Genomic DNA, 20,791 nt, shown 5'->3' on the forward strand with positions numbered 1-20,791 from the left:
GCCNNGGGTGGCATCCGTGGACGTGGGCGAGTGGCGATGGGCGATGTCGGCGACGACCCGCATGTCCGCGCGCCATGCGTCCGGGGTGACGCGAACGCGCGTGTAACCTCGCCGGTCACCACGAAAATACCGGACATGCGGGTTGAGCCGGGCATTGTTCTGCCGGATGAAGTCCTCGCTGACGAGGAAGAAGGCCGAGCTGATCGAGGTGCAGACGAACTCCGTCGCGACGACCGGCGTCTCGGGCCGGTCGAAATCGACCCGGAGGTCGTTTACCCAGGCGCAGTGGATGTCACCGGAGAGCACCACCGGGTTGCGCACGCCGCTGTCGCGGATCTCCGACAGCAGCCGGGTCCGGTAGGGGCCGTACCCGTCGTTCTGATCCAGGTTGGCCAGCCGTGGTCCCTCGCCGAGGGGTAGCTGCCCGTTCAGCTGGGCCATCATCGTCTGCTGGGCGAGGACGTTCCAGCGGGTCCGTGACGTGGTCAGGCCGTCGCGCAACCAGCGTTCCTGGGCGGCGCCGGCCATCGTGCCGGCCGTGTTGTCCCGGCCCAGGGAGGCGAGCCCGATGCCCTGCGGGGAGTCGCCGGGCTGCCGGGTCCGGTACTGCCGGGTGTCCATGACGTTGAACGTCACCAGGTTCCCGAACACGAACCGCCGGTAGATCCGCATGTCGGGCGATCCCGGATTCAGCTCCGCGCGGATCGGCATGTGTTCGTAGTACGCCTGGTAGGCGGCGGCACGCTGGCGGGCGAACGCGGCAGGGTCCTGCCGTTGCTCCCCGGCGTCGCCTGCCTCGTCGATCAGTCCGGCGTAGTTGTTCTCGACCTCGTGATCGTCCCAGGTGACGACCCAGGGGGCCACGTGATGAGCGGCCTGCAGGGCAGGATCGGACTTGTACTGGCCGTACCGGTTGCGGTAGTCCGCCAGCGTCTGGAGCTGGTCCAGACCGAGCCGCTGCGGGGTGGTGTGCCGCCGGTCCGGGTAGTTGCTTTTCGGGTCGTACTCGTAGATGTAGTCGCCGACGTGGACGACGAGGTCCGGCGCGTCGGTGGCGATGCCGTCGAGAGCCGGCCAGTACCCGTTCTGGAAGTCCTGGCACGAGGCCAGCGCGAAGGTCAGGGCACCGCCGGTCGATTCCGGTTCCCTCCCAGGTGCCGCGGCCGTGCGGGTCCGGCCGACCGGACTGAGCACGGTGCCGGCACGGAACCGGTAGAAGTAGTCACGCTCCGGTGCGAGTCCGCGGACGTCAACGTGGACGGAATGCGCGAACGCCGTCTGCGCGGTCTGCGTGCCGGCGCGCACCACATCGCGGAAACCCTCGTCCGTCGCGATCTGCCAGTCGACCTCGATGTCCCGTGTGGGCATGCCGCCGCCCTCGGTCGGCCTCGGCGCGAGCCGGGTCCAGAGGATGACGCCGTCCGGCAACGGGTCGCCGCTGGCGACCCCGAGCCCGAAGACCCCGTCGGTGACGCCCGCGATCGGGGTGGGTGCCCGCAGGGTCGGCGCGGGGGCCGGGATCGAACCGCCGGAGCCGCCGCAGGCCGCCAGGCTCGCCCCGCCCAGCGCGGCGCCCCCCAGCCCGAGGCCGCCGAGCAGGACGGCACGGCGACGTGGATCGGCCCCCGGGTTCGTCCCGTGGCCGGACCGGGCGGCGGCGCGAGGACCGGTGCCCGGATCGGCGCGTGCCGACGGATCGGTGCCGGCCGACGGATCGGTGCCGGCCGGTCGACCAGTCTGACCGGTGGCGGCTGACGGCGAGCCGGTGGCGGCTGACGGCGAGGGCGCCCGCGGGAATCGGCGGGAACGCGGGGAGCCGGCTGCGGCGTCACGGGTCACAACTGGATGAGAGTAGTGGAAACGGATGAACTCGCGGCCCGTTCACAGCGGATCCCCCACGCCGGGGGTCAGCCGAGATGGACCTCCCGGCGGCCGGGGTCGCGCAGATCCGTCCCGGCCGCCAGCCACCGTTGGTGCAGCGAGTCCGGGCCGTGCACCCGCTTGTAGGCGGACTCGTTGGGGGTCATCGGAAGCAGGGGGAGAAAGCGGACGGGTGCGAGCCCGGTGGCGAGATCGGGGATGAGCCCGCCGGGCTCGCCGACGAGCACCGCGGTGAACGGGGCGCCGTCCCAGAGCGGTTCCCCGAGATCCAGGCCGGACCCGGGAGCCACCGGACGGCCCTCGACCGTCGGGACGGCGGCCAGCACGGCCAACCGCCGCAGCACGCTGTCGCGCCGCCCGCGCAGGGACAGCACGAGTTCGGCCCGCGGGCCGGCGGGGTCGCGCACGGTCGTCGCCGCCGCCGTCATCGGCTCCCGGGACATACCCAGGGTGAGATAGCGGATGACGCCCGCCTGGTCCGGCCCGAACCGCAGCACCTCGATCTGGTCGGTGCCGAGGAACGTGACCGCGGCTCGACCGGTGTCCGGTCCGAAGAGCGCCGCAGCATGCTCCTCGACCGATCGCAGGATCGCGCTGCCGCTCACCAGGCCGATGCCCCGCCACGTTGTTCCATACCTGCGATCGTATGGTCGGCAGTTATCCCGGGAACCGTCGTGGCCGGTGCGGGAGTTATCGTGGTGCGACGTTGGAGGGGTTCATGGCACAGGTGCTGACCAAGGGCGGCAACGCCGCGTTGCCCACTACCGACGTCCGGGTCGAGATCGCCTCGTCGAGTCCGCTGGACATCGCGGCGATCCTGGTGACCATCCACGGCAAGGTGCGCACCGACGACGACTTCGTCTTTTTCAACCAGCCGACGGGTCCCGGGGTGCGTCTCGTACCGCCGTCCGCGCTGGAGTGCACGTTGGCCGCGGTCCCGCCGGAGATGGACAAGGTGGTCGTCACCGGGAGTCTCGACGGCAGCGGGCCGGCGACCTTCGCCGCCCTGCGCGGCCTGAGCATCGTGGTGCGGGACGCGCGTGGCGGCGCCGAGCTCGTCCGCTTCGATCCGTCCGGGCTGAGCAGCGAGACGGCGCTGATTCTCGTCGAGCTCTACCGGCGCGCCGGGGCCTGGAAGGTGCGGGCGGTGGGCCAAGGCTACGCCTCGGGGCTGGCCGGCATCGCGACTGACTTCGGCATCACCGTCGACGACCCCGGCACCTCCGAGGCCGCGACGCAGGTCGTGCAGCTACCCGTGGCCCCGCCCCACCCGCAGGCCGCCCCGGCACCGTACGGCACGCCCCCGGGCGGCAGGCAGTGGGGACCGCCGCCCGCGCCGACCCCGGCGGGGGGCCCGCAGTGGGGGTCGCAGCCGGGTGGTCAGCAGTGGGGACCGCCGCCCGCGCCGGGAGCGCCCGGTCAGCCGCAGTGGGGGACACCGCAGCCCCTGCCCGGTCAGCAGTGGGGACCGCCGCCCGCGCCGGGAGCGCCCGGTCAGCCGCAGTGGGGGACACCGCAGCCCCTGCCCGGTCAGCAGTGGGGACCGCCGCCCGCGCCGGGAGCGCCCGGTCAGCCGCAGTGGGGGACACCGCAGCCCCTGCCCGGTCAGCAGTGGGGTCCGCCGTCCCCCGCGCCGGGAGCGCCCGGTCAGCAGGGCGGCCGGGTGAACCTGGACAAGGGGCGGGTATCGCTCACCAAGGGGCAGAGCGTCTCGCTGGTGAAGACCGGCGCGCCGCCGCTCACCCGGGTCCGGATGGGCCTTGGGTGGGATCCGGCCCAGCACGGGAAGTCGATCGACCTCGACGCGTCCTGCATCCTGTTCGATGAGCGCGGCAAGGACGTCGACAAGGTCTGGTTCATGTCCAAGAAAGGCGCCCGGGGAGCCGTGCGCCACTCCGGGGACAACCTGACGGGCCATGGCGAAGGGGACGACGAGACAATCTTGGTCGATCTCGGAGCCCTGCCGGGGAACGTCGTCACTCTGATCTTCACGGTCAACAGTTTCCAGGGACAGACCTTCGTCGAGGTGCGTAACGCCTACTGCCGGTTGTATGACGATCTCACCGGGCAGGAGCTCGTCCGGTTCGACCTGTCTGACTCCAAGCCGTCCACCGGACTGGTGATGTGCCGGGTGCAGCGCGACCGCGGGGCTCCCACCTGGTCGATGACGGCGATCGGGGAGTTTCACGACGGCAAGACCGTCCGCGCCATGGTCAATCCGTCGAGGCAGTACCTGTAGGCAGTACCGGTAGGCAGGATCTGTAGGCAGTGCCGGTAGGCCGATCCCCGGTCCCGGAACGCCGGGCGGTTTGCCGGCGGCCCGCGCGATGGTGTTGATCCGGCCGACCTCTCCGGGTTGTGGGATGTCCCGGGCCGGGTAACCTCCGGCCGTGAACAGGTCTGCAGCGCCGTCGTGGGCCGGTGTGTTGCACTTCGCAGGCATCGCCCGGTGATGGGCATGGTCTCCCGCCCGGCCCCGTCCCGCGTCTACTGCCGCCGGCTGGCGGGCCTGCTCGTCCTGGACCCGAACGGCGACCAGGTCGGCAGGGTGCGCGATGTGATCGCGACGCTGCGACTCGGGCATGAGCCGCCCCGCGTCCTGGGCCTGGCCGTCGAGGTCCAACGCCGACCGATCTTCGTGCCGATGAGCCGGGTCACCGGGGTGGAGTCGGGCGCGGTGGTGCTGTCCTCGGCCCGGCTGAGCTGGCGGCGTTTCCAACAGCGCCCGAACGAGACCCGGGCGCTCGGCGAGCTGCTCGACCGGCGGGTGACGCTCATCTCGTCCGGTGTCGAGGTGACCGTCGTCGACGCCGCGATCGAACTGGTCCGCGGCGGCGACTGGGTGCTCGACCAGGTGGCGGTGCGGGTCGGCCGGGGCCGGCGCGGCGAGGTGAAGACGGTTGCCTGGGACGAGGTCACCGGCTTCTCGCTGCCCGAGGAGGGGCAGGGGGCCGCGAACCTGCTCGCTGCGTTCGAGAAGCTGCGGCCCGCCGACCTCGCGTCGCTGCTGCATGACCTGTCCGAGAAACGGCGCGCGGAGGTCGCCGCCGCCCTTGACGACGAGCGGCTTGCCGACGTCCTCGAGGAGCTGCCGGAGGACGAGCAGGTCGAGCTGCTCGGGGGACTCGCCGACGAGCGGGCCGCCGACGTGCTGGAGGCGATGGGCCCCGACGACGCGGCGGACCTGCTGGGCGAGCTGCCCGCCGACGACGCGGAGCGTCTCCTGCGGCTGATGGAGCCCGACGAGGCCGCCGGCGTGCGCCGTCTGCTGCTCTACGCCGACGACACGGCCGGCGGCATGATGACCAGCGAGCCGGTCGTGCTCGCCCCGAACGCGACGGTCGCCGAGGCGCTGGCCCGCATCCGCGAACCCGAGCTTTCCCCGGCGCTCGCCGCGCAGGTCTACGTGGTGCGTCCGCCCTACGAGACGCCCACCGGCCGCTACCTCGGTCTCGCCCACTTCCAGCGGCTGCTGCGTGAGCCGCCGGCGACCCTGGTCGGTGGCGTGATCGACGTCGACATCGCCTCGCTGCGGCCGGAGACCCCGCTGGCCGAGGTCACCCGTCATCTGGCGTCCTACAACCTGGTGGCGGCACCGGTTCTCGACCGCGCCGGCCGGCTCGTCGGCGTCGTCACCGTCGACGACGTGCTCGACCACCTGCTTCCCGCGAACTGGCGGGAGCGACAGCTCGACGCGGACGTGGATGCGCGGGCGACCCCCGGGGCACTGACTCCGCCCGCCGCGGGCGACGTGGAACCAGGCTCCCGCGGTGAGGCGGGCAGCTCCCCGGCCGCCTCATGAGACGTCTGGGACGTCTGGGAGGTCTGGGAGGTCTGGGAGGTCTGGGACGCCGCCGGCCGCGAGGCGCCCGCCTCGATCAGCCGCGGCTGTCCCGGCGGTCCGCCCTGCGCTCCGCCTACGAGCCGGACGCCTTCGGGCGGATCGCGGAGCGGGTGGCGCGTTTCATCGGCACGGCCCGGTACCTCGTTGCGCAGAGCGTCGTGATTGTGCTGTGGGTCGCTTACAACATCATCGCCCCGCAGTCCGTCCGGTTCGATAATTTCCCGTTCATCTTTCTGACGTTGGTCCTGTCGCTGCAGGCCGCGTACGCGGCACCGCTCATCCTGCTGGCGCAGAACCGCCAAGACGACCGGGACCGCGCGAACCTCGCCCAGGACCGCGAGCAGACCATCCGTAACCGCGAGGACACCGAATACCTCGCCCGCGAACTGGCCGCGATGCGTATCACGATCGGCGAGCTCGCCACCCGGGACTTTCTGCGTTCGGAGCTGCGGGGGTTGCTCGCGGAGCTGGAGGGGCCGGACGGTGACCGGGCGAAGGACCGCGATCGGGAGCGCCGACGGCGGCGGGAGGGCGAGCGTTCGTTACGTCCGCCGTGATGATCGGGCCGGTGCGGCGGGCTGGTGCGAACGGCGGCCGCGCGCCGCACCGGCGGATACCCGGGTGCCTACCGCACGGTACCGCGGCAGAGCGTCAGCACCGCCATCGCGATCTCGACCCCACGAGGCCCCAGCTTGTCCGCCCAGATCGCGATGATTTCGTTCTCCCGGCCGTGCTGGATGCGAGGCCCGCCCTCGGCTGAGCGCAGCGCCTGGATCTGCTGGGACAGATCCCGCCGGGTCGCGACGAGATCACGCAGCTGAGCATCGATGTCATCGATGAGCTGTCGTCCCTCGTCGATCGAGGCGATGGCCGGCGCGGTGCTGGGGGCGTCGACGACGTTCTCCACAAGTGGGCCTTTCGGTCGGAGGCCCGGCGCACCCCAGGCCGAGACAACCCGGAGGCGGACCGGGCCTGGGTCTGGCGCTTGTGCCGCGTGAGATCAGCGGCGGAGCGGGGACCGTGCCCGGTCCCCATAAAACAGCCGTAGCGACGTGCCGTGGCATGCGAGTCGGCGGCACGTGAGTCGACTGCACTGCATGGCAAGAGCATGCCAGCCGCACGCCGATTCGTCCAGAAGCCTGATCTCTTGGGTACCCTCCACCCTGGCTCTTGGGTAACCCCCACCCCGACTAATCCCTCGCCTTGATTAACCCCTCGCCTTGACTCGGGCGGCGGCGCCCGAGCGGGCGTCCGGTAACCGAGGCGAGGCCGGTAGAGACTACAGAGTGAGTGATGGCGCAACTGGAGCTCACCGGCCTGCCCCGCCGGCTTTTTTCCTGCACGCCGTCGCGGCTGGCGGCCTTCGAGGACTGCCCCCGCCGGTACCGGATGACGTATCTGGACCGGCCGCGGCCGCCCAAGGGACCGCCCTGGGCGCACACCTCCTTCGGCGTCAGCGTGCACAACGCGCTGCGACGCTGGTGGGAGGGGCCGATCGAGCAACGGGTCCCACAGCGGGCCGCGGCGCTGTTGCGGTTGCTGTGGGTCGACGAAGGTTTCCGGGACGGTGAGCAGTCGTACCGGTGGCGCGAGCGCGGCGCGCGGATGGCGCATGACTATGTCGCGCACCTCGATCCGGCGGCCGAGCCGCGCGGGGTCGAGCGCTCGGTCGCGGCCCGTACCGAGGCGCTGGCCTTCTCCGGACGGGTGGACCGTCTCGACGACCGGGACGGGGAGCTGGTCGTCGTCGACTACAAGACCGGACGCCGGCCGGTCACCGACGACGACGACGCGCGATCGTCCTCGGCGCTCGCGCTTTACGCTCTGGCCGCCGGGCGGATGCTGCGCCAACCATGCCGGCGGGTCGAGCTGCACCACGTGCCCAGTGGGCGGGTCGCGGCCGCCGAGCATACCGAGGCGAGCATCGCCCGGCACGTGCGGCGGGCGGAGTCGGTCGCGGCGGACGCCGTGCGCGCGACGGAGGCCCTGCGGGCGGGTGAGGATCCGCAACGGGCGTTTCCGCCGAGCCCCGGCCCCCTGTGCTCGTGGTGCGATTTCCGCAGCCACTGCCCCGAGGGGCAGGCAGCCGGCCCCGAACGCCAGCCCTGGGACGCCCTCGGCGACGAGGGCGACGAGGACTGAGGCATCGGCGTACCGGGGCGCCGGCGACCGGAGGGTCGGCCCGGACACCGGGGCGTCGGACACCGGGGCGTCGGACACCGGGCCGGGAGAGGCGTCATCATGAGACGGTGCCCGACCAGACCGCCACGCCCGCCCGGCTGCGGGTCTCCGCGAAGGCCGCGACCTTCACCGAATCGGTGATCCGGGAGATGACCCGGCTCGCTCTCGCGCACGACGCCGTGAACCTCGCGCAGGGCTTCCCCGACTTCGCCTGCCCGCCGCAGCTCAAGGAGGCGGCCAAGGCCGCCATCGACGCGGACGTGAACCAGTACGCCATCACGTGGGGAGCCGCGGAGTTCCGCGCCGCCGTTGCCGCGAAGGTGGCCGGAACCTACCCGGGCTGGTCGGTCGACCCCGACACCGAGATCTGTGTGACCTGCGGCTCCACCGAGGCGATGATCGCGGCGATGCTCGCGCTGGTCGACCCCGGCGACGAAGTGATCATGTTCGAGCCGTTCTACGAGAACTACGGCCCGGACGCGATCCTCTCCGGCGCCCGGCCGAAGCTCGTCCGCCTGCATGCCCCGGACTGGACGATCGACGAGGCGGAGCTGCGTGCGGCGTTCTCCGACCGCACCCGCGCCATCGTGCTGAACACCCCGCACAACCCGACCGGCAAGGTGCTGCGCCGCGCCGAGCTGGACCTCGTCGCCGAGCTCTGCCAGCGCCACGACGCGCTCGTGTTCACCGACGAGATCTACGAGCACATCCATTACCTGGGCCCGGGCGGCCACATCCCGCCGGCCACCGTTCCCGGGTTGGAGGACCGCACCGTCACCATCAATGCGCTGTCCAAGACCTACGCGGTGACCGGCTGGCGGGTCGGCTGGACGATTGCGCCCGCCGCCTACACCTCGGCGATCCGCAAGGTGCACGACTTCCTCACCGTCGGGGCGGCGGCACCGTTGCAGGCCGGCGGGGTGGCGGCGATGAACCTGCCGCAGACGTACTACGTCGATCTCGCCCGGCAGTACCAGGAACGGCGGGACCTGCTCTGCGCGGCCCTCGCCCGGACCGGCTTCACCTTCCGGGAACCGGACGGGGCGTACTACGTGATGTGCGACACCCGCGCGCTCGACCCGGCCGGTGACGACGTGGCTTTCGCTCACCGGCTGGTCACCGGGATCGGGGTCGCCACCGTTCCCGGCTCGTCGTTCTTCGCGGACCCGGCGGACGGCCGCCACATTATCCGGTTCGGCTTCCCCAAGAAACTCACGACCCTGGAGGCCGCGGCGCGGCGGCTTGCCCGTCTCACCCCGCCGGCTACCCCGGCTACCCCGGGTTGAGAGTTGTCCCAGGCGGCTGGGGCATCGGGTAGCCGCCTTCGGCCGCCCGGGCATGCCCCGCGTGCAGCTCCCGGTCCAGCGCTGTCAGCTGACCGTGTGTCCCGCCGCGCAGCGATCGGCCGGCCAGTCGCGGGCGAGCGGCCATCTCATCGGGCGACGGCGGCGCGTACCGCCCGCGCAGGTATTCCCCGATCCACCGGGCCTGGGCGGCCGCGAGCCGCGCGGGACCCGCGACATGGAACAGCCAGGGAACCTCGAGATCGAAGACCTCGCCGAAACGGGCTGAGCCAGTCCCGGCCGGACCTAGCCGCGCCGCCGGGCCGGTGAGCACCACGGCCTCGAAAACGCCGAGCGGGTGGGCTTCGCCATCCGGGTGGGGAGCGCCATGCACCTCAAAAGGCGGACCGAGCGCGGCGGCTCCGACCAGGCGCAACGTAGCGGGAGTCACGGCGACGACACGATCAGTCAGACCGTGCGTGGCGAGTTCGGCGAGGGACGGCGGCGGCGTGGGGCCCTCGGAGAACGCGGTGACGGTCAGCCCACCGTCGGCGAGTGTGATTGTCGCGGCGGCTCCGGTGGCATCGAGACCGAGGACGGCGACACGGGGAAGACCTGGCACGTCGGGGGACTCTAGCGGTGCGGTGATGGATCCCGCGCACTACGGTTGAAGACATGAGCGTTGTCAAGATCAACGTGTTGACCGTGCCCGCAGAGCTGCGAGACACCCTGGAGAAGCGGTTCGCCGGCCGCGCCGGGATGGTGGAGCAGGCCGACGGGTTTGAATGGTTCGAGCTGCTGCGCCCGATCGAGGGCACGGACACCTACCTCGTCTACACCCGTTGGCGTAGCGAGGAGGACTTCCAGAAGTGGCAGTCCTCGCAGGCGTTCGGTGAGGGCCACCGGCAGGCCGCGGCCGGTCAGGGCGCTCCTGCGGGCCACGGGGCCCCGGCGGGGGGGCAGGGTGCCCCCGCGGCCACCGCGGCCACGCTGTGGTCGTTTGAGGTGGTGCAGACCGCCGCCCCCGCCTCGAACTGACCCGCGCCCGGCGGCGCACACTGGATGAGACGAGTGGTACCCCCGGATCTACCGGGGTTGCGGATGGCTGGTCGGTGTCCGACTCAGGGTGATTGCGGAGTGGCCTCGGGGGCGCGTCGAGATTTTCGCCCGTCAAGTGTTGTGACGGATCGGTCACGCCCCCACACTGATCGGTGTGGCCCGAGTACTCGCTGTTGCGAATCAGAAGGGCGGCGTTGCCAAGACGACCTCCGTGTCGAGTCTCGGTGCCGCGCTGTGCGAGCTGGACCGTCGGGTCCTGCTGGTCGATCTCGACCCACAGGCATGTCTGACCTTTTCGCTCGGGCTGGATCCGGATGCCCTCGAACTGTCGGTGCACGACGTCCTGTTGGGACGGTTGTCCGCTGGCATCATCATCACCAGGACACCGGACGGCACCGATCTGCTGCCCGCGACCATCGAGCTGGCGGGTTGCGAGGCGGTGCTGCTGTCACGCACCGGGCGGGAGCACGCGCTGCGGCTTGCCCTCGCCGAGATCGTCGACGAGTACGACTTCATCCTCATCGACTGCCCGCCCTCCCTGGGCGTGCTCACCATCAACGGGTTGACGGCGGCGGACGAGGTCATCGTGCCGCTGCAGTGCGAGACGTTGTCCCACCGCGGCGTCGGCCAGCTGTTGGACACGGTGCACGACGTGCAGCGGCTGACCAATCCCGGCCTGCGGGTCCGCGGCGTGCTGCCGACCCTGTTCGACGGTCGCACGGCGCACTGCCGGGCGGTGCTCGCCGACGTCTCCGCCCGGTACGACATCGCGGTGCTGGCGCCGCCGGTAGCCCGCTCGGTGCGCTTCGCCGAGGCGCCGGGAACGGGGCGGTCCATCCTGACGACCGCGCGGCGCTCCAAGGGGGCCGAGGCCTACCGGTCGCATGCCCGTGCCATCGCCGGGGTTGCGGGGGTGGGCACTGCCGCCGGCATCGCCGGCATCGCTGACCCTGCCGGGACCGCGGTTGGACAGGCCGCCGAAACCGTTGACGGCCCGGGGACCACCTCGTCCGGTCGGCGGCAACGCCCTCGGGAGGGGGACGGCCAACCCGCGGGCATGCGGGACCATTCCCGTCCTCCGGTGCAGGTCGGCGAACCGACCTGCACCGGAGAGGTGCGGGTGTGAGCCGGCGGTGAACGAGCTCGGGCGGACACCCGGCCGGGTGCCGGGCGGGAGGCAGGCGCAGGACCGGGCGACGGCCGGGTTCGACCGGCTGCGTCCACGTGGCGCCCGGTCTCCCCTGGTCACTCCGGTTCGCGCGAGATCAACGGTGGGTCGCGACGCGCATGGAAAGCGTGCGTTGTACAGCGGCGTCCGCCCCGTGACACCGCCGAACACCAGCCTGACCGTCAGCTGCTCCCGATGCGGGCAGACCAGCTCCCTCGGCGCCTGGCACGCGCTGCGCGTCCTGACGCCGAGCGTCCATCTACCGCTGGTCCGACTCCGGCATCCCTCCTTGGTGCGCTGTCCCTCGTGCCGGCGGCTGAGCTGGGTCCGGCTGGGCCTGCATTTTCGGCCCGCGGGCTGACGACCCCCGCGGACCGGCGACCCCCGTGGGTATGCGGGGCCGGGGGCCGGGGTGTCAGGCCGACTCGGCTCGGGGCGGCGTGCCGGCGTCGGCGTCGGCCTCGGTGCCGTCGCCGGCCTCCCGCATCGTGCCCGCGGCGCGGCCACGGTTGCCGCGCCGCCGGCGCCGGCGGCGCGGCAACTCCTCGGCCTCGACGCCCGTCTCCGAGGCCAGGGCGGAGACGACGCGGGCGGTGCCGGTGTCCGTGTCGGTGCCGGTGTCCGTGTCGGTGTCCGTGTCGGTGAGCGGGGCGGTCCCGGTGAACTCGACCAGCCCGGTCTGCCCGGCACCGTCCACCACGGGTGCGCAGGCCTTCCGGCCGTCCTCGTCGACCGGGTCCGCCGGGTCCGCGGCGATGGCCAGCCCCGCACCCGCGGCCGCCGCACCACCGCCGCGGGTGCGCCGACGGGCGCGAGTCCGGGTCGGCACCGCCGCCGGCTCGGAACGGTCCTGGTCACGCCCGGTCCGCGAGCCGCGGCGCCCGCCGCGACCGGACTGCCCCAGATCCTCGATGTCCTCGGCCGCGAGCCCGGCGCGGGTCCGCGCCGCGTGCGGCAGGGTGCCCTTCGCGCCCGCCGGGATGCCGAGCGCCTCGTACAGGTGGGGGGAGGTGGAATAGGTTTCCACCGGGGCATCGAACGGCAGGGCGAGCGCCTTGTTGACGAGCGTCCACCGCGGCAGGTCGTCCCAGTCGACGAAGGTGATGGCCACCCCGCTCTCGCCCGCCCGACCGGTGCGGCCGATGCGGTGCAGATAGACGTTCTCGTCTTCGGGGCACTGGTAGTTGACCACGTGGGTGACACCGTTGATGTCGATGCCCCGGGCGGCCACGTCGGTGGCGACCAGGACGTCGACCTTGCCGGAGCGGAAGGCGCGCAGCGCCTGCTCGCGCTGGCCCTGGCCCAGGTCGCCGTGCACCGCCGCGGCCGCGAAGCCGCGCTTGGCGAGGTCCTCGGCGACCTTGTCCGCGGTGCGCCGGGTCCGCACGAACACCATGGCGAGCCCCCGGCCGCCGGCCTGCAGGACCCGGGCCAGCACCTCCATCTTGTCCAGCGCGTGGGCGCGGAAGACGTGCTGACGGGTGGTCGGGACCGTGCGCTCCTCATCCGGCTGTTCCGCGCGGACGTGCACGGGCCGCTTCATGAACCGCCGGGCCAGGGAGATGACCGGGCCGGGCATGGTCGCGGAGAACAGCATCGTCTGCCGCTCGGTCGGCAGCTGCGACATGATGCGCTCGACGTCCGGCAGGAAGCCGAGGTCGAGCATCTCGTCGGCCTCGTCGAGCACCAGGGTGCCGACGCCGGCCAGGTCGAGCACGTGCTGGCGGGCGAGGTCCAGCAGGCGGCCGGGCGTGCCGACGACGATGTCGACCCCGGCGCGCAGCGCGGACAGCTGCGGCTCGTAGGCACGCCCGCCGTAGACGGACAGCACCCGCAGGCCACGGCGGGCGCCGGCGCGGGTGACGTCCGCGGTCACCTGGACGCACAGCTCACGGGTGGGCACCACGACAAGGGCCTGCGGACGGCCGTCGGCACCCTCCTTGGCCGCCAGCACCGTCTGCACCACCGGGACGCCGAACGCGAGGGTCTTGCCGGTGCCGGTGCGGGCCTGCCCGATGATGTCGTTGCGGGCCAGGGCGAGTGGAAGCGTCAACTCCTGGATGGGGAAAGCGTGCACGATGCCCGCTTCGGTCAGCGCCGAGACGGTCTCGGCGCGCACGCCGAGCTCCGCGAAGGTCGGTGCCGCCGGGGACCCGGGGGTGGAGGGGATGGTTTGTGTCTCGTAGGGAGTCAGATCATCTGTGGGTACTTCAGCTGTGACGGACAGCGGGACGCTCCTGGTCTTCTCTGAGCGGTGTCTACGCTGAACCCGCTCGGGTGAGCCGCGCGGCGCCCGCGACCCGAAAATCCATGTGCCCCGGTGCCCTCGATGGCAACTCTGGGTGCACAGGTGACGAGGCGACGCCTGCTACACGGCGGCCGAGGTGACATAACGACCCCTGGCTGCCCCCAGCATAGCCGGTGTAACCCCGGGTGGGGGCTCCTTGGCAGGAGTGTTTGCCGACAGCGACTGCGGCGGGTGTCAGAATCGCGCCTGTGGCACAGACGACACGGACCCCGGCCGGCCCGGCGACACCCATCGCCATCACCGCCCCCGGTCAGGTAGGTGACTCTGACAATCGGGTGCCCCCGTCCCCGGATGCCGGACCCGCACCGACCGTGGACCAGGCGACCGTGGATCTGCTGGGCCTGCTCGCCTACGGCGAGCTGACCGCCTTCGAGCGCATGGCCACCGACGCGCGGATGTCACCGACCGTTGCCGACAAGATCGCCCTGGCGAAGATGGCCGCCGCCGAGTTCGCCCATTTCCAGGCCATCAGCGACGAGCTGGACTGGCTCGGCGTCGACCGGGAGCTCGCGATGGCCCCGTTCATCGCGCCACTGACCGCCTTCCACAACTCGACCGCCCCGGCCGACTGGCTGGAGAGCCTCGTGAAAGCCTACGTGGGGGACAACATCGCGGCGGACTTCTATCGCGAGATCGCGGCGCGGCTTCCGTCACCGTCACGCGAACTGGTTCTGAAGGTGCTCGACGACACCGGGCACGCAGCCTTCGCGGTCGAGCGGGTGCGCGCGGCGATCAGCGCCAACCCGACGGTGGCCGGGCGGCTGGCGCTGTGGGCCCGTCGGCTCGTCGGTGAGGCGCTCACGCAGGCCCAGCGGGTCGGGGTCGATCGCGACGCGCTCACCGGGCTGTTGGTCGGGGTTGGCGACCTGGAGGCGCTGGCGGCGATCTTCAACCGCATCATGGCGGCGCATGGCCGGCGGATGGCGGCACTGGGCCTGTCCGCCTGATCCGGGCCCGCCGACCGGCGCGGCGACGCCGGTCGGCTCCCCGGCGGACCGCTGCCGGTGGTCGGCCGGGACCTAGACGGCGCCGAAGCCCACTCGTCGAGTCGTGGTCGCGGCGATCTCCACATAGGCCAGCGACGCGATCGGCATTATCACCTGCCGGCCTTTGTCGTCGACGAGGGTCAGCACCCCGTTGTCGGCCTTGACCGCCTCATTCACCAGCGCGGCGACAGCCTCCGGGGACTGGCTGCTCTCCAGTACCAGCTCCCGACTGACCTGCCGGACGCCGATCTTGACCTCCACCCGATGACCTCCGCCTTCGTCGGACCTACCGTCGGCGGACGAGCGCCGCCGATCTTGGATCACCGCCCACACTATGGCTTCCGGGACTTCTCCACCGCGGCAGGGGCGGCGTGTTCGCTCCGGGCACATCCGCGCACCCGGCAAACGCTTGCCCGGTGCGCCCGTTACACCTGGTGCGCCGGACGACGTCAGCCGGCGGGGGGGACCTCCTTGTGCGGCTCCGTGTTCGTGCGCGCGGCATCCCGGTGCTCCTGGCGGGGGTAGCCGCCGATGCCGCGCCAGGCCAGCTCCACCATCGACTCGATGGCCCGTTCCTTTTCCACGGTGGCACCGCGGACCAGCCACCAGCGCGACGCCGTCTCGGCCAGCCCAACCAGCCCGACCGCGAGCAGGTCGGCCTCGTCCTGGGGCAGCCCGGTGTCGGCGACGATCGTCGCGGCGATGGCCCGCACGCACTGGGCGAAGGCGGTCTCGATGCGCTGGCGGACCGCGGGCTCGTTGCGCAGGTCCGACTCCAGCACGAGCTGGTGTGCCCCAGAGGGGTCGTTGACGAAGTCGAAGTACGCTCGGATGGACCGGGCGATGCGCGCGTGGTTGTCCGAGGTGGAGGCGAGCGCGTCCTGGACGCTCGTCACCAGCTGGGTGGCGTGCTCGTCGAGCAGCGCGAGATAGAGTTCGAGCTTGCCGGGGAAGTGCTGGTACAGCACCGGTTTGCTGACGCCGGCCCGCTCGGCGATCTCGTCCATCGCCGCTGCGTGGTAGCCCTGGGCGACGAAGACCTCGCGGGCGGCTCCCAGAAGCTGGAAGCGGCGCGCGGTGCGGGGGAGCCGGGGAGCCCTGCCCGGTCGTGCGTCGGGCGGGGCTGGCTCGGCGGTCACCGGCGCACCTCCTGGCTGATGGCGCACCTCCTGGTTGATGCGGTCAACAGTACCCGCGGGGTCCGACCGGCTGGCGTTCGTCGAAACGAAACCAGCCGGCCTGCTTGTCGCTCGCGCGGGGTGGCGCCGGGTCGCTGGTAGTCGGGTCAGCGGTAGTCGTCGTCCTCGTCGGTCTCGACCACGATGCTCTGCTCGACGACGTCGTACTCGTCGGCCTCGACGGGTGGCGCCGAAGGTAGCCAGCGCAGCGCCGGGCCGGCCGGACGTATCTCCCGGGCCTGCTCGACGGCGTCGGCGCCGGGCGCCTCGATCGGAAGATCGGATGCCGGAAGGTCGGTGGGTGCTCCCATGGGGACGTCCTCCTGCGCTCATCGTTATGGCGACCCGCTGGGGCGGGCGCCGGAAATGGACGATCCGAACCTGTCCGGGGTCCGGATCGCGATGTGCCCGGAACGGGTGGCCCTCACGCGCCATCGGCCGGGCCGGCCTCGTCACGGACGTGGCGGTGGCGTCCGTCACTCATCCCACTCCCCGCTCCCGCGCCGTTCCCGGCTCCGTGTCCCGCTCGCACCAGGCTTCCCGTCCTGGGTACGTTCCGCCCTCCTGCACATATATCCCCCGCCTATCCCCCGCCGGTCGTCGGTGTTCTCCGGTGTGTCTCCAGGGCGGCTGGCGTCCTGGAGATCTTCACCTGTTGATAGGTTCAAGCTTTTCGCCTGTCTGGCTTACTCGTGGGCTTCCGGTGGGACACCATAGGGGTACGTGACGTGAGGGGCGAACATGCGTGCGACCTGGAAGGGCGTGATCTCCTTCGGCCTGGTGTCCATCCCGGTGAGGCTCTACTCGGCGACCCAGGAACGGGATGTCGCGTTTCACCAGGTTAGACGGTCGGATGGGTCTCGTATCCGATACCGGAGAGTGGCGGAGGCCGACGGGGACGAGGTCAACTACGCCGACATTGCCAAGGGCTACGAGCTGCCGGACGGGGAGACCGTCGTACTCACCGACGAGGACTTCGCGAATCTCCCGCTGTCCACCTCCCGGGCGATCGACGTGCTGGAGTTCGTCCCGTTGGAGCAGGTCGACCCGATCTACTTCGCGAAGAGCTACTACGTCGAGCCCGACCGCACCGGCGCCAAACCCTACGTTCTTCTTCGTGACGCGCTGGCCGCATCGGGCCGTGTCGCGTTGGTGAAGATAGCCCTGCGGCAACGCGAGCAGCTCGCGACGCTCCGGGTGCGCGGCGGCGTCTTCGTCCTGGAGACCATGGTCTGGCCGGACGAGGTGCGGCAACCGGACTTTCCGTTCCTCGAGGAGGACGTCGCGGTGCGCCCGCAGGAGCTGTCGGTGGCTGCCTCGCTCATCCACACCCTGGCAGCCGACTTCGACCCCACCAGGTACACCGACAACTACCGTGAGGCCCTGCAGGCCGTGATCGACGCGAAGGTCGCCGGCCGCGAGGTTGTGGCCTCGCCGGGCGGGTCGGCTGGTGAGGCGGTCGGCGACCTCATGGCGGCGCTGCGCGCGAGCATAGCCGCCGCCCGCGCTGAACGGCCCGGCGAAGCGGCCGTGGCAGGTGGTGCGGCCGTGGCAGGTGGTGACGCGGGGCCCGCGGCTGCCGGGGTCACCGACAAGGGGCCCGACGACAAGGCGTCCGACGACAAGGCGTCCGATGGACGGCGGGGCGGCCGTACCTCCTCGGTCAAGGGTGCCTCGTCGGCCCCGGGCACGCGGTCGACCGCCCGGAAGACGCCGTCCTCGACGAAGAGCACCGCGAAGACGAACGCCGCCACGAAGACGTCGCCCGCCAAGACCTCCGCGGCCAAGACCTCCGCGGCCAAGGCCGCCTCCTCGAGGTCGGCCTCGAGGACGCCGACCTCGAAGACGCCCCCGACGCGGCGATCCGCCTGAGGAGCGGTCCTGGCGCGGGAGCCGGGGGCCGGTGGAGCCGGGGGCCGGTGGATACCGGGTGGTCAGTGACGGAAAGCGGTCAACGACAGAAGGCGGTTAGTGACGGAAGGCCTCCTTCGCCTTCTCCCCGGCGTTCTTGAGGTCGGCGACGCCGCGTTCTCCCCGGCCCTCCGCCTGCAGGTCCCGGTTCTCGGTGGCCTTGCCGGCCTGTTCCTTGGTCCGCCCGCGGAGCTCCCGCATCTTGTTCCTGACCTTGTCAGTGAAGGACACTGCACTCAACTCCTCACTGTATGTGCGGTGGGTCGGAAGAGGTCTACCCGTGGCAGCCGCGGGAACACTCCGGGGGCGCCGTGCGCTGCACCAGAGGGCCGGCCGTCGCGATGTCCGACGTGTACCCGTGATGAGGGACCTCCCGGCGGATGGCCCAAATCCGGCGACGCCGCGTCGCGCTGTGGCATCGTCGAAGGACGACACCGAACGCAAGGAGCAAGCGTGTCCCTTCCGCCCCTGGTCGACCCCGCCGAGGGGCTGACCGTCGACGAGATCCGCCGGTACTCTCGGCATCTGATCATTCCGGATGTCGCCATGGACGGCCAGAAGCGGCTGAAGAACGCCAGGGTGCTGGCGGTCGGTGCCGGTGGCCTCGGCTCGCCGACGCTGATGTACCTGGCCGCCGCCGGCGTCGGGACGCTAGGCATCGTCGAGTTCGACACCGTTGACGAGTCGAACCTGCAGCGTCAGATCATCCACGGTCAGTCCGACGTCGGCCGCTCGAAGGCGGAGTCGGCCCGCGCCTCGGTTCGCAACATCAACCCGTACGTGAACGTCGTCCTGCACGAGACCCGGCTGGACGCCTCCAACGTCATGGAGATCTTCAGCGGGTACGACCTCATCGTCGACGGCACGGACAACTTCGCCACCCGTTACCTGGTCAACGACGCCGCGGTGCTGCTCGGCAAGCCCTACGTCTGGGGTTCGATCTACCGCTTCGACGGTCAGGCCAGCGTCTTCTGGGCCGAGCACGGACCGTGCTACCGCTGCCTCTACCCGGAGCCGCCGCCTCCCGGCATGGTCCCCTCCTGCGCCGAGGGCGGGGTGCTGGGTGTGCTGTGCGCCTCCATTGCCTCCATCCAGACCACCGAGGCCATCAAGGTGCTGACCGGGGCCGGTGATCCACTGGTCGGTCGGCTGATGGTGTATGACGCCCTGGAGATGACCTATCGGTTGATCAAGGTCCGCAAGGACCCGGAGTGCCCGTTGTGCGGGAAGAACCCGACGATCACCGAGCTGATCGACTACGAGGCGTTCTGCGGGGCGGTCTCGGAGGAGGCGCAGTTAGCCGCCGCCGGCTCGACGATCACTGCGGGCGAGCTCAAGAGCTGGCTGGATGCCGGCGAGCCGATCGAGCTCGTCGACGTCCGTGAGCCGGCCGAGTGGGAGATCGTCCGGATCCCCGGCGCGCGCCTGATCCCCAAGGGGGACCTGCCCGCGCATCTCTCCGAACTGCCGCAGCACCGTCGGGTGGTCGTCTACTGCAAGTCCGGGGTGCGCTCGGCCGACGCGCTCGCCACGCTGAAGGGCGCCGGCTTCTCCTCTGCCGTGCACGTCCAGGGTGGCGTGACCGCGTGGGCGATCCAGGTCGACAAGTCGCTGCCGGTCTACTGAGCCCGGACGAGTCCCACGGAGCCCGGACGAGTCCCACGGAGCCCGGATGAGCCCCAGGCCGCGGGCCCGGCGTGATGCGCCGCCGGCGAGTGTCTCCGCCGGGCTCGGTACCCGGATCTCGCTCGGCGGCGCGCCGGGTCCGCACGCCCTTGAGGTGCTGGATGCGGTGGCGCGCATCCCGCCGGGCAGGGTGATGACCTATGGCGACGTGGCCGAGTACGTCGGCGCCGGGTCGGGGCGCACGGTTGGAGCCGTGCTGTCCCGATTCGGCGACGAGGTGCCCTGGCACCGGGTGATCCGGGCGACCGGGGAACCGAACCCGGCCGCACCGGTCGAGGCCCTGCGCCGGCTCGTCGCCGACCGGACGCCGCTGCGCCCCGGAGGCGACCAGGTCGATCTCGCCGCGGCCCGGTGGGACGGTTCTCCGGCCTGACCGCCGCGGGCCCGGTCAGCGGGCGGCCATGCCGCCGTCGGCCAGATAGACGCTGCCCGTGACCAGGGAGGCCCGGTCGGACAGCAGGAAGACGACGACCTCGGCCACCTCGTCGACCGTGCCCAGCCGGTTGATCGGCGAGAACAGCGCGGCTCCGCGCCGCGGCCGGCCGTCGACATGCAGCAGCGGGGTGTCCACGAAGCCCGGCGCCACCGCGTTCACTCGGATGCCGCGGGTGGCGTAGTCCAGGGCGGCCGTCTTGGTCAGCCCGATGACCCCGTGCTTCGCGGCGACGTAGGGCGCCGACCCGGCGAACCCGACCACCCCGAGCACCGAGGCCATGTTGACGATCGAGCCTCCGTCGCCGCGCAACATCGCCGTGATCTCGGCCCGCATGCTGTAGAAGACGCCGGAGAGGTTGACGTCCAGCACCCGCTGCCAGTCCTGCGCCGGGGTGGTCTCCACCGGCTCGCGCCCCGCGCTCACTCCCGCGTTGTTCACCGCCAGGTCCAGCCGTCCGAAGGTGCCGACGGTGACCTGGACGGCGCGTTCGAGCGAATCGGGATCGGTGACGTCCGCCTCCAGAGCGAGCGCCTCCCCGCCACCGTCCTCGATCGTCGCCACCACCTCCTTGACAGTGTGCGCGTCGAGGTCGGTGGCGACGACCCGGGCGCCCGCCCTCGCCAGTCGGCGGGCGCAGGCGGCACCGATGCCGGATCCCGCTCCGGTCAGGAGCGCGACCTTGTCGCTGCACTCGGTCATGACTAAGGACACTGCCACGTCCTGACGCGCACGCGTGAGAGGCCCCCCGAGTGTCCCGGTCGTCGAGTGTCCCGGTCGTCGCCACACCGCGGTCCCATCGCTGCCGCGCTACGGACGCCGACCCGCCGCGGAGCCGGCGGGGTTGGCTGGGTTGTCGGACCCACGTGATGT

At 71.7% G+C, this 20,791-nt stretch carries 21 protein-coding genes; 11 read left to right on the top strand and 10 right to left on the bottom strand.

Translation table 11 applies throughout. From position 1 onward, the window contains the following. Both AC08OX_RS02870 and AC08OX_RS02875 read right to left on the bottom strand, forming a co-directional pair. Positions 1-1,839 (bottom strand): alkaline phosphatase D family protein (locus AC08OX_RS02870; RefSeq protein ID WP_476606367.1); only part of this gene is annotated, 1,839 nt, incomplete at its 3' end. A gap of 68 nt (positions 1,840-1,907) precedes the next feature. After that, the gene (locus AC08OX_RS02875) at positions 1,908-2,486 is read right to left on the bottom strand and encodes a suppressor of fused domain protein (RefSeq protein WP_476606368.1); all 579 of its coding nucleotides are present in this window, start codon (positions 2,484-2,486) and stop codon (positions 1,908-1,910) included. 113 nt (positions 2,487-2,599) lie between these two features. Between AC08OX_RS02875 and AC08OX_RS02880 the strand changes: the two genes are divergently transcribed. The 3 genes from AC08OX_RS02880 to AC08OX_RS02890 all read left to right on the top strand — a co-directional run bounded on the left by AC08OX_RS02880 (position 2,600) and on the right by AC08OX_RS02890 (position 6,282). After that, positions 2,600-4,120: a TerD family protein gene (locus AC08OX_RS02880; RefSeq protein WP_476606369.1), complete on the top strand. Its 1,521-nt coding sequence runs from the start codon at positions 2,600-2,602 to the stop codon at positions 4,118-4,120. Between the two features lie 219 nt (positions 4,121-4,339). Continuing rightward, positions 4,340-5,683 (top strand): magnesium transporter MgtE N-terminal domain-containing protein, encoded by a 1,344-nt coding sequence (locus tag AC08OX_RS02885; RefSeq protein WP_476606370.1) that lies wholly within the window; start codon positions 4,340-4,342, stop codon positions 5,681-5,683. After that, positions 5,680-6,282 (top strand): DUF1003 domain-containing protein, encoded by a 603-nt coding sequence (locus tag AC08OX_RS02890; protein ID WP_476606371.1) that lies wholly within the window; start codon positions 5,680-5,682, stop codon positions 6,280-6,282. Before AC08OX_RS02885 ends, AC08OX_RS02890 begins: the two co-directional genes overlap by 4 nt. A gap of 68 nt (positions 6,283-6,350) precedes the next feature. On the opposite strand, the gene AC08OX_RS02895 is transcribed toward AC08OX_RS02890, so the two are convergent. Continuing rightward, positions 6,351-6,632, bottom strand: coding sequence for a chorismate mutase (locus AC08OX_RS02895; RefSeq protein ID WP_476606372.1), 282 nt, complete (start codon positions 6,630-6,632; stop codon positions 6,351-6,353). Positions 6,633-7,018: 386 nt separating this feature from the next. On the opposite strand from AC08OX_RS02895, the gene AC08OX_RS02900 reads away from it, so the two are divergent. Further along, positions 7,019-7,867, top strand: coding sequence for a RecB family exonuclease (locus tag AC08OX_RS02900; RefSeq protein WP_476606373.1), 849 nt, complete (start codon positions 7,019-7,021; stop codon positions 7,865-7,867). Between the two features lie 107 nt (positions 7,868-7,974). Then, complete coding sequence (locus AC08OX_RS02905; RefSeq protein ID WP_476606374.1) at positions 7,975-9,192, top strand: pyridoxal phosphate-dependent aminotransferase; 1,218 nt, start codon at positions 7,975-7,977, stop codon at positions 9,190-9,192. On the opposite strand, the gene AC08OX_RS02910 is transcribed toward AC08OX_RS02905, so the two are convergent. Next, the gene (locus AC08OX_RS02910) at positions 9,179-9,811 is read right to left on the bottom strand and encodes a hypothetical protein (RefSeq protein ID WP_476606375.1); all 633 of its coding nucleotides are present in this window, start codon (positions 9,809-9,811) and stop codon (positions 9,179-9,181) included. The genes AC08OX_RS02905 and AC08OX_RS02910 overlap by 14 nt on opposite strands. A gap of 53 nt (positions 9,812-9,864) precedes the next feature. On the opposite strand from AC08OX_RS02910, the gene AC08OX_RS02915 reads away from it, so the two are divergent. Then, positions 9,865-10,227 carry an antibiotic biosynthesis monooxygenase family protein gene (locus AC08OX_RS02915; RefSeq protein WP_476606376.1) on the top strand — a complete coding sequence of 121 codons (363 nt, stop codon included), beginning with the start codon at positions 9,865-9,867 and terminating at the stop codon, positions 10,225-10,227. Positions 10,228-10,402: 175 nt separating this feature from the next. After that, on the top strand, positions 10,403-11,374 hold the full coding sequence (locus tag AC08OX_RS02920; protein ID WP_476606377.1) for a ParA family protein: 972 nt from the start codon (positions 10,403-10,405) through the stop codon (positions 11,372-11,374). 457 nt (positions 11,375-11,831) lie between these two features. Here AC08OX_RS02920 and AC08OX_RS02925 read toward each other — a convergent pair whose 3' ends face one another. After that, entirely contained in the window at positions 11,832-13,535 is a 1,704-nt protein-coding gene (locus AC08OX_RS02925; protein WP_476606378.1) for a DEAD/DEAH box helicase, read from the bottom strand. A 464-nt stretch (positions 13,536-13,999) separates the two neighbouring features. On the opposite strand from AC08OX_RS02925, the gene AC08OX_RS02930 reads away from it, so the two are divergent. After that, the gene (locus tag AC08OX_RS02930) at positions 14,000-14,671 is read left to right on the top strand and encodes a ferritin-like fold-containing protein (protein ID WP_476606379.1); all 672 of its coding nucleotides are present in this window, start codon (positions 14,000-14,002) and stop codon (positions 14,669-14,671) included. Positions 14,672-14,743: 72 nt separating this feature from the next. On the opposite strand, the gene AC08OX_RS02935 is transcribed toward AC08OX_RS02930, so the two are convergent. From AC08OX_RS02935 to AC08OX_RS02945, 3 genes are all read right to left on the bottom strand, one after another. Continuing rightward, the gene (locus tag AC08OX_RS02935) at positions 14,744-14,971 is read right to left on the bottom strand and encodes a DUF3107 domain-containing protein (RefSeq protein ID WP_011438181.1); all 228 of its coding nucleotides are present in this window, start codon (positions 14,969-14,971) and stop codon (positions 14,744-14,746) included. 188 nt (positions 14,972-15,159) lie between these two features. Further along, positions 15,160-15,849 (bottom strand): TetR/AcrR family transcriptional regulator, encoded by a 690-nt coding sequence (locus AC08OX_RS02940; RefSeq protein WP_476606380.1) that lies wholly within the window; start codon positions 15,847-15,849, stop codon positions 15,160-15,162. A 146-nt stretch (positions 15,850-15,995) separates the two neighbouring features. Beyond that, positions 15,996-16,199, bottom strand: a complete 204-nt coding sequence (locus tag AC08OX_RS02945; RefSeq protein WP_476606381.1) for a hypothetical protein — start codon at positions 16,197-16,199, stop codon at positions 15,996-15,998. Positions 16,200-16,629: 430 nt separating this feature from the next. Here AC08OX_RS02945 and ku point away from each other — a divergent pair, with 430 nt between their 5' ends. After that, entirely contained in the window at positions 16,630-17,760 is a 1,131-nt protein-coding gene (gene ku / locus AC08OX_RS02950; RefSeq protein ID WP_476606382.1) for a non-homologous end joining protein Ku, read from the top strand. Between the two features lie 96 nt (positions 17,761-17,856). On the opposite strand, the gene AC08OX_RS02955 is transcribed toward ku, so the two are convergent. After that, positions 17,857-18,030, bottom strand: coding sequence for a CsbD family protein (locus AC08OX_RS02955; protein ID WP_085014893.1), 174 nt, complete (start codon positions 18,028-18,030; stop codon positions 17,857-17,859). Between the two features lie 222 nt (positions 18,031-18,252). On the opposite strand from AC08OX_RS02955, the gene moeZ reads away from it, so the two are divergent. Next, positions 18,253-19,425, top strand: a complete 1,173-nt coding sequence (moeZ, locus tag AC08OX_RS02960; RefSeq protein ID WP_476606383.1) for an adenylyltransferase/sulfurtransferase MoeZ — start codon at positions 18,253-18,255, stop codon at positions 19,423-19,425. Positions 19,426-19,471: 46 nt separating this feature from the next. Further along, positions 19,472-19,858 carry an MGMT family protein gene (locus AC08OX_RS02965; protein ID WP_011438176.1) on the top strand — a complete coding sequence of 129 codons (387 nt, stop codon included), beginning with the start codon at positions 19,472-19,474 and terminating at the stop codon, positions 19,856-19,858. A 15-nt stretch (positions 19,859-19,873) separates the two neighbouring features. On the opposite strand, the gene AC08OX_RS02970 is transcribed toward AC08OX_RS02965, so the two are convergent. After that, positions 19,874-20,620 carry an SDR family NAD(P)-dependent oxidoreductase gene (locus tag AC08OX_RS02970; protein WP_035729824.1) on the bottom strand — a complete coding sequence of 249 codons (747 nt, stop codon included), beginning with the start codon at positions 20,618-20,620 and terminating at the stop codon, positions 19,874-19,876. Positions 20,621-20,791: the final 171 nt, after the last annotated feature.

Source organism: Frankia sp. CoBUL1 (genome assembly GCF_978021245.1).